This window comes from Stutzerimonas kunmingensis (assembly GCF_900114065.1).
Taxonomy (GTDB): domain Bacteria; phylum Pseudomonadota; class Gammaproteobacteria; order Pseudomonadales; family Pseudomonadaceae; genus Stutzerimonas; species Stutzerimonas kunmingensis.
Genome location: NZ_FORS01000005.1, coordinates 51,627 through 65,797, shown reverse-complemented (window position 1 = coordinate 65,797; position 14,171 = coordinate 51,627). Strand labels below are relative to the sequence as shown.

The following is a 14,171-nucleotide window of genomic DNA, read 5'->3' as shown; positions in this document are numbered from 1 at the left end:
CGATCCGCCGTGGTCCCCGTCGTAAACAGACAAGCTCCCTTGGCAGCAGGAGAAACGACGTGTCCCAGACCAAGTTCAGGCCCTACCACGCGCCCGCGGGCGGCTGGGGATCAGCCTACTCCGTCGCCAATATCCTGCTGCGTGAGCGCGTCTCGCCGGCCGGTATCGGCCTGCTGCTCAAGCAGAACAAACCTATCGACGGTTTCGCCTGTGTCAGTTGCGCCTGGGCCAAGCCGCATCCGTCACGACCACTGTCGTTCTGCGAGAACGGCGCCAAGGCGACTGCGTGGGAAACCACGTCGCTGCGCTGCGGCCCGGAATTCTTTGCCAGGCACAGCGTTAGCGAGCTGCTCAACTGGAGCGACTACGATCTCGAGCAGCAGGGCCGGCTGACCCAACCGCTGCGCTACGACGCTGCCAGCGATCACTATCAGCCGGTCAGCTGGGATGAAGCCTTCGCCGAGATCGGTGCCGAGCTCAAGGCCATGGCCGATCCCGACCAGGTGGTGTTCTACATGTCCGGCCGCGCGGCGCTGGAAACGGCCTACATGTATGGCCTGCTGGCGCGGCTGTACGGCACCAACAACCTGCCGGACAGCTCCAACATGTGCCACGAGAGCACCTCGGTGGCGCTGCCGGAGAGCATCGGCGTGCCGGTGGCGACCGTCACCCTGAACGATTTCGAACACACCGACGGGTTGTTCTTCTTCGGCCACAACACCGGCACCTCCAGCCCGCGGATGCTGCATCAGCTACAGGAAGCCCGTGAACGCGGTGCGCAGATCGTCACCTTCAACCCGTTGCGCGAGCGCGGACTGGAGCGCTTCGTCAACCCACAGTCGCCGCGCGAGATGCTCACCCCAGACAGCACGGTGATCAGCACCCAGTATCACCAGCTCGCCATCGGCGGCGACATGGCGGCCATCGCCGGGATGTGCAAGGCGCTGTTCGAAATGGACGACCAGGCCGTCGCCGAGGGTCGCAAGCGCATGCTCGACGTGGACTTCATCGAGCAGCACACCCATGGCTTCGAGGATTTCGAACAGCGCATCCGCAGCTACAGCTGGGCGCAGCTGGAACGCCGTTCGGGGCTCAGCCGCGCCGCGCTGGAAGCGGCAGCGACTGTCTATGCGCGCTGCGAACGGGTGATCGCCCCTTATGGCATGGGCCTGACCCAGCACCGCTACGGCGTGCAGACCATCCAGATGCTGGTCAACCTGCTGCTGTTGCGCGGCAACATCGGCAAGGAAGGCGCAGGCATCCTGCCGGTGCGCGGCCACTCCAACGTGCAGGGCCAGCGCACCGTCGGCATCACCGAAAAGGCGGCAAAGGTGCCGGCGGACAACCTGCGCCGGCAGTTCGGCTTCGAGCCGCCAAGCGATGACGGCGTGAACACCGTGGAGGCTTGCGAGGGCATTCTCGATGGCAGCATCCGTGGCTTCATCGGCCTGGGTGGCAACTTCGTCCGCGCCATTCCCGACACCCTGCTGATGGAGCCGGCATGGCGCAACCTGCGGCTATCGGTACAGGTATCGACCAAGCTCAACCGAAACCACCTGATCACCGGCGAGGTGTCCTATATCCTGCCCTGCCTGGGGCGCACCGAGATCGACCGTCAGGCCACCGGCGAGCAGCGTCACACCACCGAGGACAGCACCGGCTGTATCCGCGCCTGGCGCGGGGCCGCCGAGCCGGCCGGCGAACTGCTGCTGTCGGAACCGGCAATCATCGCGCGGCTGGCCAGGGCCACACTGGCACCCAACCCGATGCTGGACTGGGACGCCTGGGTGGCGGACTACAGCCTGATACGCGACGCCATTGCCGAGAGCTACCCGGAGATCTTCCACGACTTCAACGTGCGCATGATGGAGCCCGGCGGCTTCCATCGCCCACTTGGCGCCAGCGAACGACGCTGGGATACCGAGTCCGGCAAAGCCAATTTCATCAACCCGCCATCGCTGGTTGCCGACCCCGACACCGAAGAAGACGGCCACGAGCAGCACGACGTGCTGCAGATGATGACGCTGCGCAGCAACGACCAGTTCAACACCACCGTCTACGGCTACGACGACCGCTTCCGCGGCATCCATGGCACCCGCGCGGTGATCCTGATGAACCGCAACGACATCGTCCGCCTCGGCCTGGCCGAAGGCGACCGCATCGAGGCGATCACCGTGGTCGACGATGGCGTGCACCGCGCGGTCAGCCCGTTGCGGGTCACGCCGTACGATATCCCCGAAGGCTGCTGCGCCGGTTATTACCCGGAATGCAATGCCCTGCTGCCGGTCTGGCACCATGCCGAACGCAGCAAGGTGCCGGCGGCCAAGTCGATTCCGGTGCGCCTGCGCAAGCTGATCGCCGCGTCGGTTGCCGGCGACGTGCCGCGCCAGCCCAGTCGCCCGCAGCGCAGCGAACAACCCGGGCCTGCCTAGCGCCTCGTGCAGAACCACGGCTGTCGATGAACCTCGCCGACAGCCGTTGAAAAGCCGGCAGCAGTCCCCCATATCAACCGCATTCGGGCATTCATCGCCCCGCAGTGTGGAGATTTTCCTTTGACCACCATCGTTTCAGTGCGCCGCAACGGCAAAGTCGTCATGGGCGGCGACGGCCAGGTTTCCCTGGGCAACACCGTCATGAAAGGCAACGCCAAGAAGGTCCGCCGCCTCTATCACGGCCAGGTTCTGGCGGGCTTCGCTGGCGCCACCGCCGACGCCTTCACCCTCTTCGAACGCTTCGAAGGGCAGCTGGAGAAACATCAGGGTCACCTGGTCCGCGCCGCCGTCGAGCTGGCCAAGGACTGGCGTACCGACCGTTCGCTGAGCCGCCTGGAGGCCATGCTGGCGGTGGCCAACAAGGACGCCTCGCTGATCATCACCGGCAACGGCGACGTGGTGCAGCCGGAAGACGACCTGATCGCCATGGGTTCGGGCGGCGGTTTCGCCCAGGCCGCGGCCAAGGCGCTGCTGCTCAAGGCCGGCGCCGACATGTCGGCCCAGGAAATCGCCGAAACGGCCCTGAACATCGCCGGCAGCATCTGCGTGTTCACCAATCAGAACCTGACCATAGAGGAGCTGGACAGCGCGATCTGACAGGCCGATGAGAAACCAGCTGCGTTGGCAATACTGCGATGCCCGCCTCGCCTAGGTTTTTCAAGCTGCCTGCTCGTTCCCTGCCCAGCTCCCGGAGTATCGAAAAAATGTCCATGACGCCCCGCGAGATCGTCCACGAACTCAACCGCCACATCATCGGCCAGGACGACGCCAAGCGCGCCGTGGCCATCGCCCTGCGCAACCGCTGGCGGCGCATGCAGCTGCCGGCCGAGCTGCGCCAGGAAGTCACCCCGAAGAACATCCTGATGATCGGCCCGACCGGCGTCGGCAAGACCGAGATCGCCCGCCGCCTGGCCAAGCTCGCCAATGCGCCCTTCCTGAAAGTGGAAGCGACCAAGTTCACCGAGGTCGGCTATGTCGGCCGTGACGTCGAATCGATCATTCGCGACCTGGCGGATGCCGCGCTGAAAATGCTGCGTGAGCAGGAGGTGCACAAGATGCGCCACCGCGCCGAGGACGCCGCCGAGGAACGCATTCTCGACGCCCTGCTGCCGCCGGCACGTCCGGTGGGCTTCTCCGAGGAGCCCATGCAGGCGAGCGATTCCAACACCCGCCAGCTGTTCCGCAAGCGCCTGCGCGAAGGCCAGCTGGATGACAAGGAAATCGACATCGAGGTCGCCGAAAGCCCGGCCGGCGTGGAAATCATGGCACCGCCAGGCATGGAGGAGATGACCAACCAGCTGCAGAACCTCTTCGCCAACATGGGCAAGGGCAAGAAGAAGAGCCGCAAGCTGAAGATCAAGGAAGCCTTCAAGCTGATCCGCGACGAAGAAGCCGCGCGCCTGGTCAACGAAGAAGACCTCAAGGCCCGCGCCCTGGAAGCGGTCGAGCAGCACGGCATCGTCTTCATCGACGAGATCGACAAGGTCGCCAAGCGTGGCAACACCAGCGGCGCCGATGTCTCCCGCGAGGGCGTGCAGCGCGACCTGCTGCCGCTGATCGAAGGCTGCACGGTCAACACAAAACTCGGCATGGTCAAGACCGACCACATCCTCTTCATCGCCTCCGGCGCCTTCCACCTGTCCAAGCCCAGCGACCTGGTGCCGGAACTGCAGGGTCGCCTGCCGATCCGTGTCGAGCTCAAGGCGCTGTCACCGGAAGACTTCGAGCGCATCCTCACCGAGCCGCACGCGGCGCTCACCGAGCAGTACCGCGAGCTGCTGAAGACCGAAGGCCTGCACGTCGAATTCCTCGAAGATGGCATCAAACGCATCGCCGAGATCGCCTGGCAGGTCAACGAAAAGACCGAGAACATCGGTGCGCGTCGCCTGCACACGCTGCTCGAGCGCCTGCTGGAGGAGGTTTCCTTCAGCGCTGCCGATATCGCCGCCAAACAGGACGGCGAGGCGATCCGCATCGACGCTGCCTACGTCAACGAGCATCTCGGCGAGCTGGCGCAGGACGAAGACCTGTCGCGCTACATCCTCTAACCGTCGCGGCCGTGGCAATCGCCACGGCCGGTTCTTCCGGAGCGTTGCATGCGCATCCCCACCGCAATCAAGCTGCACAAGGCGTCGAAAACCCTGGAGCTGGAATATGGCAGCGACGAGCGCCATGTGCTGTCCGCCGAATTCCTGCGCGTGCATTCACCCTCGGCCGAGGTGCAGGGCCACGGTAATCCGGTGCTGCAGACCGGCAAGCTGAACGTAGGCCTGGAGCAGATCGAACCGGCCGGCCAGTACGCGCTGAAACTGACCTTCAGCGACGGCCATGACAGCGGCCTGTTCACCTGGGATTACCTGGAGCGCCTGGCGCTGAATCAGCAGGCGTTGTGGGAGGACTATCTCGCGGCACTGGCGGCCGCCGGCAAGTCGCGCGATCCGGATGAGTCGGTGGTCAAGCTGATGTTGTGAGGGCGAAGCCGTAGGGTGGATCACGCTTCACCGATCCACCGGGTGGCGGCCCACCGATTGGAGTCGCGGTGGATGTAAAAAGCGACATCCGCCCTACGCCCGGCACCTTATCGAGGCGCCCGCCAGGCTGACCGCCAGCTTAGGCCAGCGCCTTGTCCAGCGCCCGCTCGATCTGACCCTGAATGCTGCTGCCCATGGCCGAGAGCAGCAGGCCGAGGTTGAGCAGGACCTTCACGCTGTCCTCGTAGACTTCGATACGCCCATCCGCGCCGCTGCGCTTGACTGCCAGCACATCGCCCTGCCACTGACAGCTCACACCGAACTCGCGAGCCAGGCGTGCAGCCAGTTCGTCGGCCTTCTCGCGTGCGGCCTCGCGGCCAAGATTGTGGGTACGTTCGACGATGATCTGGGCCATGAGGACTCCTGGCTGCGCCCGAAAAGGCGCGCACTATAGCAAAGCGGCGCCGTCGATCGCCTGGCCGCCCCGCCTGCTCATGCCAGTGAACCCTCTGTCCCCCAGGCCTGTCCCCGCCAGCGCCATCCTGCGACAGGTCGCCGCTAGCCCTTTTGCCCGCGACCGCCAGCTCGACGCTTATCAGCCGCCTATTTAGGTTTAGAATGCCGGGCACATTCTTTCCGGCGAAAGTGACATGACCGACCCTCGCAAAGCGCATGACGCAGAACCGACCACCCATTTCGGCTACAAGAACGTGCCGGAAAGCCAGAAGGCGCAGAAGGTGGCCGAGGTGTTCCACTCCGTGGCCGCCAAGTACGACCTGATGAACGACCTGATGTCCGGTGGTGTGCATCGCCTGTGGAAGCGCTTCACCATCGAGCTGTCCGGCGCCCGCCACGGCAATCGCATCCTGGACATCGCCGGCGGCACCGGTGACCTGACCCGCCAGTTCTCGCGCATCGTCGGCCCCACCGGCGAGGTGGTGCTGGCTGACATCAATGCTTCGATGCTCAAGGTCGGCCGCGACAAGCTGCTGGACAAGGGCGTGGCCGGCAACGTCAGGTTCGTTCAGGCCGATGCCGAGAAGCTGCCCTTCCCGGACAATCACTTCGACGTGGTCACCATCGCCTTCGGCCTGCGCAACGTGACGCACAAGGAAGACGCAATCGCGTCGATGCTGCGCGTGCTCAAGCCGGGCGGCCGCCTACTGGTACTGGAATTCTCCAAGCCGACCAACCAGCTGTTTTCCAAGGCCTACGACGCCTACTCGTTCAGCCTGCTGCCGATGATGGGCAAGCTGATCACCAACGACGCCGAGAGCTATCGGTACCTGGCCGAGTCGATCCGCATGCACCCGGATCAGGAAACGCTCAAAGGCATGATGGAGACCGCCGGTTTCGAGCGCGTCAGCTATCACAACATGACCGGCGGCATCGTCGCCTTGCACCGCGGCATCAAACCCTGATGTTGCGCGCTGCCCTGCTGGCCGGTGCCGAGCGTGGCATCAATCGCGTCCTGCGCCTGGACCCCACGGCATTGCCACGACTGGCACGCCTGAGCGGCCGGATCATCGAGATCGACTGCACGGCGCCGGCCTGGCGGCTGTTCATCCTTGCCGACGACGAAGGCCTGCGCCTGGCCAGCAACTGGGGCGCGGATGCCGATTGCCGCCTGCGCGCGCCTGCGAGCAGCCTCTTGCGCCTGGCCGTCAGCCGCAACAAGACCGCAGTGCTGCATGGCCCCGAGGTCGAGATCGACGGCGACAGTGGGCTGCTGATGAACCTCGCTGAGGTGCTGCAGGATCTGGAGCTGGACTGGGAATACGAAATTTCCCGCTGGCTCGGCCCGGTCGGCGCACAGCTGCTCGGCTCCAGCCTGCGCAGCCCAGTGGACTGGGTGCGCGACAGCGCCGACTCGCTGCGTCAGGACCTGGCCGACTACCTCAGCGAGGAAGCGCGGATGCTGGTCGGCCAGGCCGAAGCCCAGGCGCGTTTCGACGAGCTGGATGACATGAAACTTGCCCTCGACCGACTCGAAGCCCGCATCGAGCGCCTCGCCCTCAACCTGAATCCAGATCGCCCCGAATGAAGCTGTTCGCCGCCGCACGCCGCCTGTTTCGCATCCTGCTGGTGGTGATCCGCTACCGCCTCGATGACATCATCCTCGACCTGCCGATGCCCTGGTGGCTGCGCGCCACCAGCTACCTGCTGCCCTGGCGCTGGATTCCGCGACGCCACAGCGAGCTGTCGCGCGGCGCACGCCTGCGTCTGGCACTGGAGGGCCTGGGGCCGATCTTCATCAAGTTCGGGCAGATCCTCTCCACCCGCCGTGACCTGCTGCCGCCGGATATCGCCGAAGAGCTGGCGATGCTGCAGGACCGCGTGCCGCCCTTCGATTCAGCCGTCGCCACGGCACTCATCGAGCGCCAGCTGGGCGCTCCGGTAGGGGAAATCTTCGCCCGTTTCGACAGCAAACCGCTGGCCTCCGCGTCGGTGGCGCAGGTGCACGCGGCCAAGCTGCGTTCCGGCGAGGAAGTGGTGGTCAAGGTAGTGCGCCCGAACCTCCGGCCAATCATCAGCCAGGATCTGGCCTGGCTGTTCATGCTGGCCAACAGCGCCGAGCGCATTTCCATCGACGCGCGCCGCCTGCACCTGGTGGAAGTGGTCGACGACTACGCCAAGACCATCTACGACGAGCTCGACCTGCTGCGCGAAGCGGCCAACGCCAGCCAGCTCAAGCGCAACTTCGAGGGCTCGGCGCTGCTTTACGTGCCGCAGGTGTACTGGGACTACTGCCGCCCGCAGGTGCTGGTGATGGAACGCATCTACGGCGTCCCGGTGACCGACATGGCTGGGCTGGCGCGACAGAACACCGACATGCGCCAGCTGGCCGAGCGCGGGGTGGAGATTTTCTTCACCCAGGTGTTCCGCGACAGCTTCTTCCACGCCGACATGCACCCCGGCAACATCTTCGTCAGCACCCACCAGCCCTGGAGCCCGCAGTACATCGCGGTGGACTTCGGCATCGTCGGCAGCCTGACGCCCGAGGACCAGGATTATCTGGCGCGCAACCTGATGGCCTTCTTCAAGCGCGACTACCGCAAGGTCGCGCAGCTGCACATCGATTCGGGCTGGGTGCCGGCGGAAACCAAGGTCAACGAATTCGAGGCCGCGATCCGCACCGTCTGCGAGCCGATCTTCGAGAAGCCGCTGAAGGACATCTCCTTCGGCCAGCTGCTGGTGCGCCTGTTCCAGGTGGCGCGGCGCTTCAACATGGAAGTGCAGCCACAGCTGGTATTGCTGCAGAAGACCCTGCTCAACATCGAAGGTCTCGGCCGTGAGCTGTACCCGGATCTCGACCTCTGGAGCACCGGCCAGCCGTACCTCGAGCGCTGGATGCGCGAGCGCATGAGCCCCAAGCAGCTGATCAAGAACGTGCACGCGCAGATTGAACAACTGCCACACCTGGCCAACATGACCCGCGAGCTGCTCGAGCGCATGGCGCACCCTCACGCGAACAACCCACCGCCGCCCTGGCGCGAGCGCCACCACGGCTGGCCGCTGCGTCTGATCGGCGCCGTACTGCTCGGCAGCGGCGCGACCCTGGCGGCCAGCGCCGACAGCCTGACCGCCGTAACCGCCTGGCCGGCGTGGGTGATGCTGGTAGCCGGCATCTTCATCGTGGTGCGCCGATAGCCATCCCTGGTGCAGGCTGGCACACTTGGCCCATTGAGCGGAGAATCCGATGAACTGGCTGGACGAAATCAACTGGAACGCCGACGGTCTGGTGCCGGCGATCGCCCAGGACCACAAGACCGGCCGCGTGCTGATGATGGCCTGGATGAATCGCGAAGCCCTGACGCTGACTGCGCAGGAAAACCGCGCCATCTACTGGTCGCGTTCGCGCAACCGGCTGTGGCGCAAGGGCGAGGAGTCCGGACATGTGCAGCAGCTGCACGAGCTGCGCCTGGACTGTGACGCCGACGTGATCATCCTGATGGTCGAGCAGATCGGCGGCATCGCCTGTCACACCGGCCGGGAAAGCTGCTTCTACCGCGTTTTCGAAAACGGCGCCTGGAAGGTCGTCGAGCCGGTCCTCAAGGACCCGCACGCCATCTATGCGGAGCACAAGCATGAGTGACACCCTGACCCGTCTGGCCGAGGTGCTGGAAGCCCGCAAAGGCGCGGCGCCGGACAGCTCCTACGTTGCCAGCCTGTACCACAAGGGCCTGAACAAGATTCTCGAGAAGGTCGGCGAGGAATCGGTGGAAACCATTCTCGCCGCCAAGGACGCCGCCGTCAGTGGCGACTCCAGCGACCTGATCTACGAAACCGCTGACCTCTGGTTCCACAGCCTGGTCATGCTCGCCGCGCTCGGCCAGCACCCGCAGGCCGTGCTGGATGAACTGGATCGACGCTTCGGTCTCTCCGGACACGCGGAAAAAGCCGCGCGTCCGCAAACCTGATTCACATCGGAGATATCACCATGGGTTTTGGCGGCATCAGCATCTGGCAACTCCTGATCATTCTGCTCATCGTCATCATGTTGTTCGGCACCAAGCGCCTCAAGGGCCTGGGCTCCGACCTCGGTGATGCGATCAAGGGCTTCCGCAAATCCATGGGCACCGACGAGGAAAAGCCCGGCGTCGAAGACAAGCAGAACCAGACCATTGACGCGCAGGCGCGCAAGGTCGAAGAACCGACCAAGAAAGACCAGTGATAACGTTCCATGCGGCCGAGCGGCGACCTTCGCTGCCCGGCCGCTCTCCCTATTGATGTGAGCACGTCCTGATGTTCGATATCGGTTTCACCGAACTGCTACTGGTCGGCCTGGTGGCATTGATGGTGCTCGGGCCGGAACGCCTGCCCGGTGCGGTTCGCACTACGGGACTGTGGGTTGGCCGGCTGAAACGCAGCTTCAGCAACATCAAGGCCGAGGTGGAGCGCGAGATCGGTGCCGACGAGATCCGTCGGCAGCTGCATAACGAGCGCATCCTCGACCTGGAGCGGGAAATGAAGCAAAGCATCATGCCACCGACTTCGTCCACCAGCTCGAGCACCACCACGCCACCGCCGACCGAAATCACGGCGAGCGAAACTGCGGACAGTACCGGCGCCGCCGTTACGCCCAGTCCCAGCCCGGAAGTGCCGCCAGCTGCACCTGTTGCTGAACCTGCACCTACCCCTCGCCCCGACAGATCGCCAGAACCATGAGCCAGCCTTCCATCGATGATCAGGAAATGCCCCTGATCGCTCATCTGACCGAACTTCGCAAGCGCCTGCTGCGCTGCGTCGTGGCCATCGGCCTGTTGTTCGGCGGGCTGTTCTACTTCTCCCAGCAGATCTACGCACTAGTCGCCGCACCGCTGCGCGCCTATCTGCCGGAAGGCGCGACGATGATCGCCACCGGCGTCGCCTCGCCCTTCCTGACACCGTTCAAGCTGACCTTGATGGTCGCGCTGTTCCTGTCGATGCCGATCATCCTGTACCAGATATGGGGCTTCATCGCCCCAGGCCTGTACAAGCACGAAAAACGCATCGCCGTGCCGCTGCTGGTGTCGAGCATTTTCCTGTTCTACGCCGGCATGGCCTTCGCCTATTTCGTCGTGTTCCCGATCATGTTCGGCTTCTTCGCCAGCGTGACGCCGGAAGGCGTGGCGATGATGACGGACATCGGCCAGTACCTGGACTTCGTGCTCACGCTGTTCTTCGCCTTCGGCGTGGCGTTCGAGATTCCAGTGGCGACTTTTCTGCTGATCTGGGTGGGCATCGTCGACGTCGCCACCCTGCGCAAGAGCCGACCCTATGTGGTCGTCGGCTGCTTTGCCGTCGGCATGGTGCTGACGCCACCGGACGTGTTCTCTCAGTCTTTGCTGGCGATACCTATGTGGCTGTTGTTCGAAGCCGGGGTGATCTGCGGCAGCATGATCAAGACGCGTGAAGCGCAGTTCCGTGGCGATGCCGAGGAAGACCCTGCAGAAGCCAGCGACCAGCCCCCCGCGCCGCGTCCGTGAACCTGCTGCTGCTCGACACGGCCGATTTCATCGCCGATGACCGTGTATTGCTGCGTGACCGGCGCCTGACTCACCTGCAACAGGTCCATCGCGCCGAGGCGGGCGAGCAGCTCAGAGTTGGCCGCGTGGGCGGCAACATGGGCAGCGGACAGCTCCTGCGCCTGGATGCCCACGAGGTAGAGCTGCAGGTCAGCTTCGACCAACCACCGCCGGCGAAGCTGCCGGTGACCCTGCTACTGGCGCTTCCACGACCTAAGATGCTGCGCCGCGTGCTGCAGACCGTGGCCGCCATGGGCGTTCCGCGGCTGGTATTGCTCAACAGCTATCGCGTCGAGAAAAGCTTCTGGCAAACGCCATTCCTCGAGCCCGCCGCCATCCACGAGCAGCTGATCCTCGGCCTGGAACAGGCGCGTGACACCGTCCTGCCGGAGGTCATTATCGAGAAGCGCTTCAAGCCCTTCGTCGAGGATCACCTGCCTCAGCTTGCCGCAGACACCCTGGGGCTGGTCGGCCATCCCGGCGATTTTCCCCATTGCCCCCGTGCCGTAACGCAGCCTGTCACCCTGGCGATCGGCCCGGAAGGTGGCTGGATCCCCTACGAGGTAGACAAACTGGCTGCCGCCGGCCTGCGACCGGTTCAGTTGGGAGAGCGCATCCTGCGCGTGGAAACGGCGGTCAGCGCGCTGCTGGCCCGACTGTTCTGAGCCTGAACGGCTGACTCACCACTGTCACCATTCGCCGCCTGACTGATGCGCCCCGATGAACGTAACGCACCCACCCGGTGCAAGGGAGTCACAGATTAGGACTGCTCACGCTTCAGTGCGTCTGCGCTGCGGCCTCGACACTCCAACGAATCCCTAAAAGAGCCGTTCTTGCCATGCGACCATTGACCATCGACATGCACCGTCTGGAGTACGCTCTGGATGGACGCGACAGCGCCGAGTACTACCTGGACCTGGAAAGCGGTGCCATCCGCGCCGTTTTTCCCAGCGAGCCAGCCCCCGGCGTCATGGAGAAATACGACGTACAGCAGGATCGCTATCTGCACATCGAACCGCTGGAGCTCGCGCAATCCATGGCGATGCGTGAGGCCTTCCTCTTCACCCAACACGACCCGATCGCCCACGCGGTGCTGAGCAGTGCGCTGAACGGCCGCAAGCCGCTGCGCACCTTCGACTTCAAACTGGAGGATTTCCCTGCGGTGAGAGAGGCCTGGCTGGACTACCAGACCGTGCAGCTGCGCGAGTACGCGATCACCTGGCTGCGCGAGAACGACCTGGAACCGGTCCGGCACTGATTCACGCGCGTCAGCTTTCGAGGAGAAAGGTCACCGGACCGTCGTTGACCAGATGCACCTGCATCTCGGCGCCGAAACGCCCGCAGGCCACCTGTGGATGCTGCTGGCGCGCCTGGGCCAGCAGGTAGTCGTAGAGCGCTTCGCCGTGCACTGGTGGCGCGGCGCTGGAGAAACTCGGCCGCAGCCCGCTGCGGGTATCGGCCGCCAGGGTGAACTGCGATACCAGCAGCAGACCACCATCGATATCCTTCAGCGAGCGATTCATCTTGCCCTGCTCGTCGCTGAAGACGCGGTAGTTGAGCAGCTTGTGCAACAGCTTGTCGGCACGGGCATGATCGTCCTCGCGCTCGACGCCCACCAGCACCAGCAAGCCCTGATCGATGGCACCGACCACCTCGCCTGCTACCTCGACCCGTGCCTGACGGACACGCTGGATTAACGCTTTCATCGCTGGGCGGCTCCGTCAGGCGTCTGTCGGAGGCAGATCGAGCAAGCGGTGGGCGATCTCACCGGTCGCCCGTATCAGCGCATCGGTAATACCTAGCTCCGCCGCCGAATGCCCGGCGTCGCGGATGATCTGCAACTCGCTGTTCGGCCACGCCTGATGCAGCGCCCAGGCATTGTCCAGCGGGCAGATGGCATCGTAACGGCCGTGCACGATGATGCCCGGCAGGTGGGCGATCTTCGGCATGTCGCGCAAGAGCTGATCCGGCTCGAGAAAGGCCTGATTGACGAAGTAGTGGCATTCGATCCGCGCCATCGACAGCGCCCGGTGCGCATCGGCAAACCGCTCGACCACGTTGTGATTCGGCCGCAGCGTGGCGGTGCGACCTTCCCAGCAGGACCACGCCTTGGCGGCGTGCATCTGGGCGATCTGGTCGTTGCCGGTGAGACGGCGGTAGAACGCTTGCATCAGGTCGTCGCGTTCCTCCAGCGGAATCGGCGAGAGGAAATCCTGCCAGTAGTCCGGGAAGAGCCGGCTGGCGCCTTCCTGATAGAACCAGGCGAGGTCCTGCGGACGGCAGAGGAAGATGCCTCGCAGGATCAGCGCATGCACATGCTCGGGATAGCTCTGCGCGTAGGCCAGGGAGAGCGTCGAGCCCCAGGAACCACCAAACAGCACCCACTTGTCGATGCCCAGATGCTCGCGGATGCGCTGCATGTCGGCGATCAGATGTGCGGTGGTGTTGTTCTCCAGGCTGGCATGGGGCGTCGAACGTCCGCAGCCACGCTGATCGAAGGTGATGATGCGGTACAGGGTCGGATCGAAGAAGCGGCGGCTGAGGGCATCGCAGCCGCCGCCGGGACCACCATGGACGAACAATACGGGCAGACCATCCGGCGACCCACTCTCGTCGACATAGAGCACATGCGGTTCTTCCACCGCCAGCTCGTGTCGGGCGTAGGGTTTGATCTCCGGATACAAGGTCTGCATGGCACACTCCTGATCTGCGGCGGGCCGGCTGGCCCCCATGACGTTAGCGGCATCATAACGAGGTTCACGGAGTTGAGCATGTCAGCATGGAAAATAGCGGCACTGGCGCTATTAATGACTCTGGCCGGCTGCGGCCGGGACGACCCGGAAGCAGCGCTGCAGCAGGCCGCCGAGCAGTTGCAGACGACCCTGGAGAACAAGCAGGTCGGCGACCTGATGGAACTGCTGCACGCAGATTTCCAGGCGCAGCGGCAGTACGATCAGGAATGGGCGCGGCGCACGGCAACACTGATGTTCCTGCGCCATCGCAATGTCCGGGTAATCGCCCTCAGCCAGCGCAGCTGGGTCGATCCGACCTATCCCGATCGCGGCCATACCGAGGCACAGGTGACGCTCGCCGGCGCCGAATCACTCCTGCCGCAGCAGGCGGGGCATTATCAGGTCAGACTCGAGTGGCGCCAGGACCGAGGCGAATGGCAGCTGGCGCGTCTGGAATGGGACTGAGCA

Annotated in this window: 18 protein-coding genes; 15 read left to right on the top strand and 3 right to left on the bottom strand. The window is 64.5% G+C overall.

The features are described 5' to 3' along the window. The first annotated feature begins 59 nt into the window (after positions 1-59). The 4 genes from BM275_RS13685 to BM275_RS13670 all read left to right on the top strand — a co-directional run bounded on the left by BM275_RS13685 (position 60) and on the right by BM275_RS13670 (position 4,963). Positions 60-2,432 (top strand): FdhF/YdeP family oxidoreductase, encoded by a 2,373-nt coding sequence (locus BM275_RS13685; protein WP_090521767.1) that lies wholly within the window; start codon positions 60-62, stop codon positions 2,430-2,432. Between the two features lie 120 nt (positions 2,433-2,552). Continuing rightward, complete coding sequence (gene hslV, locus BM275_RS13680) at positions 2,553-3,089, top strand: ATP-dependent protease subunit HslV (protein WP_014821912.1); 537 nt, start codon at positions 2,553-2,555, stop codon at positions 3,087-3,089. A 107-nt stretch (positions 3,090-3,196) separates the two neighbouring features. Further along, positions 3,197-4,540: an ATP-dependent protease ATPase subunit HslU gene (gene hslU / locus BM275_RS13675; RefSeq protein WP_023447086.1), complete on the top strand. Its 1,344-nt coding sequence runs from the start codon at positions 3,197-3,199 to the stop codon at positions 4,538-4,540. A 48-nt stretch (positions 4,541-4,588) separates the two neighbouring features. Beyond that, a complete protein-coding gene (locus tag BM275_RS13670; RefSeq protein WP_090521765.1) occupies positions 4,589-4,963 on the top strand; it encodes a gamma-butyrobetaine hydroxylase family protein in 375 nt (124 codons plus the stop codon). A 139-nt stretch (positions 4,964-5,102) separates the two neighbouring features. Here the strand turns inward: BM275_RS13670 and BM275_RS13665 are convergent, their stop codons facing one another. Beyond that, positions 5,103-5,378 (bottom strand): polyhydroxyalkanoic acid system family protein, encoded by a 276-nt coding sequence (locus BM275_RS13665; RefSeq protein WP_014821915.1) that lies wholly within the window; start codon positions 5,376-5,378, stop codon positions 5,103-5,105. A gap of 235 nt (positions 5,379-5,613) precedes the next feature. Between BM275_RS13665 and ubiE the strand changes: the two genes are divergently transcribed. The 10 genes from ubiE to BM275_RS13615 all read left to right on the top strand — a co-directional run bounded on the left by ubiE (position 5,614) and on the right by BM275_RS13615 (position 12,229). Then, a complete protein-coding gene (gene ubiE / locus BM275_RS13660; protein WP_014821916.1) occupies positions 5,614-6,384 on the top strand; it encodes a bifunctional demethylmenaquinone methyltransferase/2-methoxy-6-polyprenyl-1,4-benzoquinol methylase UbiE in 771 nt (256 codons plus the stop codon). Beyond that, positions 6,384-7,007, top strand: coding sequence for a ubiquinone biosynthesis accessory factor UbiJ (locus BM275_RS13655; protein ID WP_090521764.1), 624 nt, complete (start codon positions 6,384-6,386; stop codon positions 7,005-7,007). The genes ubiE and BM275_RS13655 overlap by 1 nt, the downstream gene beginning before the upstream one ends. Then, a complete protein-coding gene (ubiB, locus tag BM275_RS13650) occupies positions 7,004-8,614 on the top strand; it encodes a ubiquinone biosynthesis regulatory protein kinase UbiB (protein WP_044315788.1) in 1,611 nt (536 codons plus the stop codon). The genes BM275_RS13655 and ubiB overlap by 4 nt, the downstream gene beginning before the upstream one ends. A gap of 49 nt (positions 8,615-8,663) precedes the next feature. Then, a complete protein-coding gene (gene hisI / locus BM275_RS13645; RefSeq protein ID WP_014821918.1) occupies positions 8,664-9,059 on the top strand; it encodes a phosphoribosyl-AMP cyclohydrolase in 396 nt (131 codons plus the stop codon). Beyond that, entirely contained in the window at positions 9,052-9,384 is a 333-nt protein-coding gene (locus tag BM275_RS13640) for a phosphoribosyl-ATP diphosphatase (RefSeq protein WP_011911574.1), read from the top strand. Before hisI ends, BM275_RS13640 begins: the two co-directional genes overlap by 8 nt. A 20-nt stretch (positions 9,385-9,404) precedes the next feature. Further along, positions 9,405-9,638: a twin-arginine translocase TatA/TatE family subunit gene (tatA, locus tag BM275_RS13635; protein ID WP_014821919.1), complete on the top strand. Its 234-nt coding sequence runs from the start codon at positions 9,405-9,407 to the stop codon at positions 9,636-9,638. Between the two features lie 71 nt (positions 9,639-9,709). Next, positions 9,710-10,132 (top strand): Sec-independent protein translocase protein TatB, encoded by a 423-nt coding sequence (gene tatB, locus BM275_RS13630; protein WP_090521762.1) that lies wholly within the window; start codon positions 9,710-9,712, stop codon positions 10,130-10,132. Then, on the top strand, positions 10,129-10,932 hold the full coding sequence (tatC, locus tag BM275_RS13625) for a twin-arginine translocase subunit TatC (RefSeq protein ID WP_045666244.1): 804 nt from the start codon (positions 10,129-10,131) through the stop codon (positions 10,930-10,932). The genes tatB and tatC overlap by 4 nt, the downstream gene beginning before the upstream one ends. Further along, a complete protein-coding gene (locus tag BM275_RS13620) occupies positions 10,929-11,636 on the top strand; it encodes a 16S rRNA (uracil(1498)-N(3))-methyltransferase (RefSeq protein WP_090521760.1) in 708 nt (235 codons plus the stop codon). Before tatC ends, BM275_RS13620 begins: the two co-directional genes overlap by 4 nt. Positions 11,637-11,809: 173 nt before the next feature. Then, entirely contained in the window at positions 11,810-12,229 is a 420-nt protein-coding gene (locus BM275_RS13615) for a UPF0158 family protein (RefSeq protein WP_014821923.1), read from the top strand. A gap of 10 nt (positions 12,230-12,239) precedes the next feature. On the opposite strand, the gene dtd is transcribed toward BM275_RS13615, so the two are convergent. Next, positions 12,240-12,677, bottom strand: coding sequence for a D-aminoacyl-tRNA deacylase (dtd, locus tag BM275_RS13610; RefSeq protein WP_044315792.1), 438 nt, complete (start codon positions 12,675-12,677; stop codon positions 12,240-12,242). Positions 12,678-12,692: 15 nt separating this feature from the next. Then, entirely contained in the window at positions 12,693-13,664 is a 972-nt protein-coding gene (gene pip, locus BM275_RS13605; RefSeq protein WP_044315793.1) for a prolyl aminopeptidase, read from the bottom strand. 78 nt (positions 13,665-13,742) lie between these two features. Here pip and BM275_RS13600 point away from each other — a divergent pair, with 78 nt between their 5' ends. Beyond that, positions 13,743-14,168 (top strand): hypothetical protein, encoded by a 426-nt coding sequence (locus tag BM275_RS13600; RefSeq protein ID WP_041754610.1) that lies wholly within the window; start codon positions 13,743-13,745, stop codon positions 14,166-14,168. Positions 14,169-14,171 lie beyond the last annotated feature (3 nt).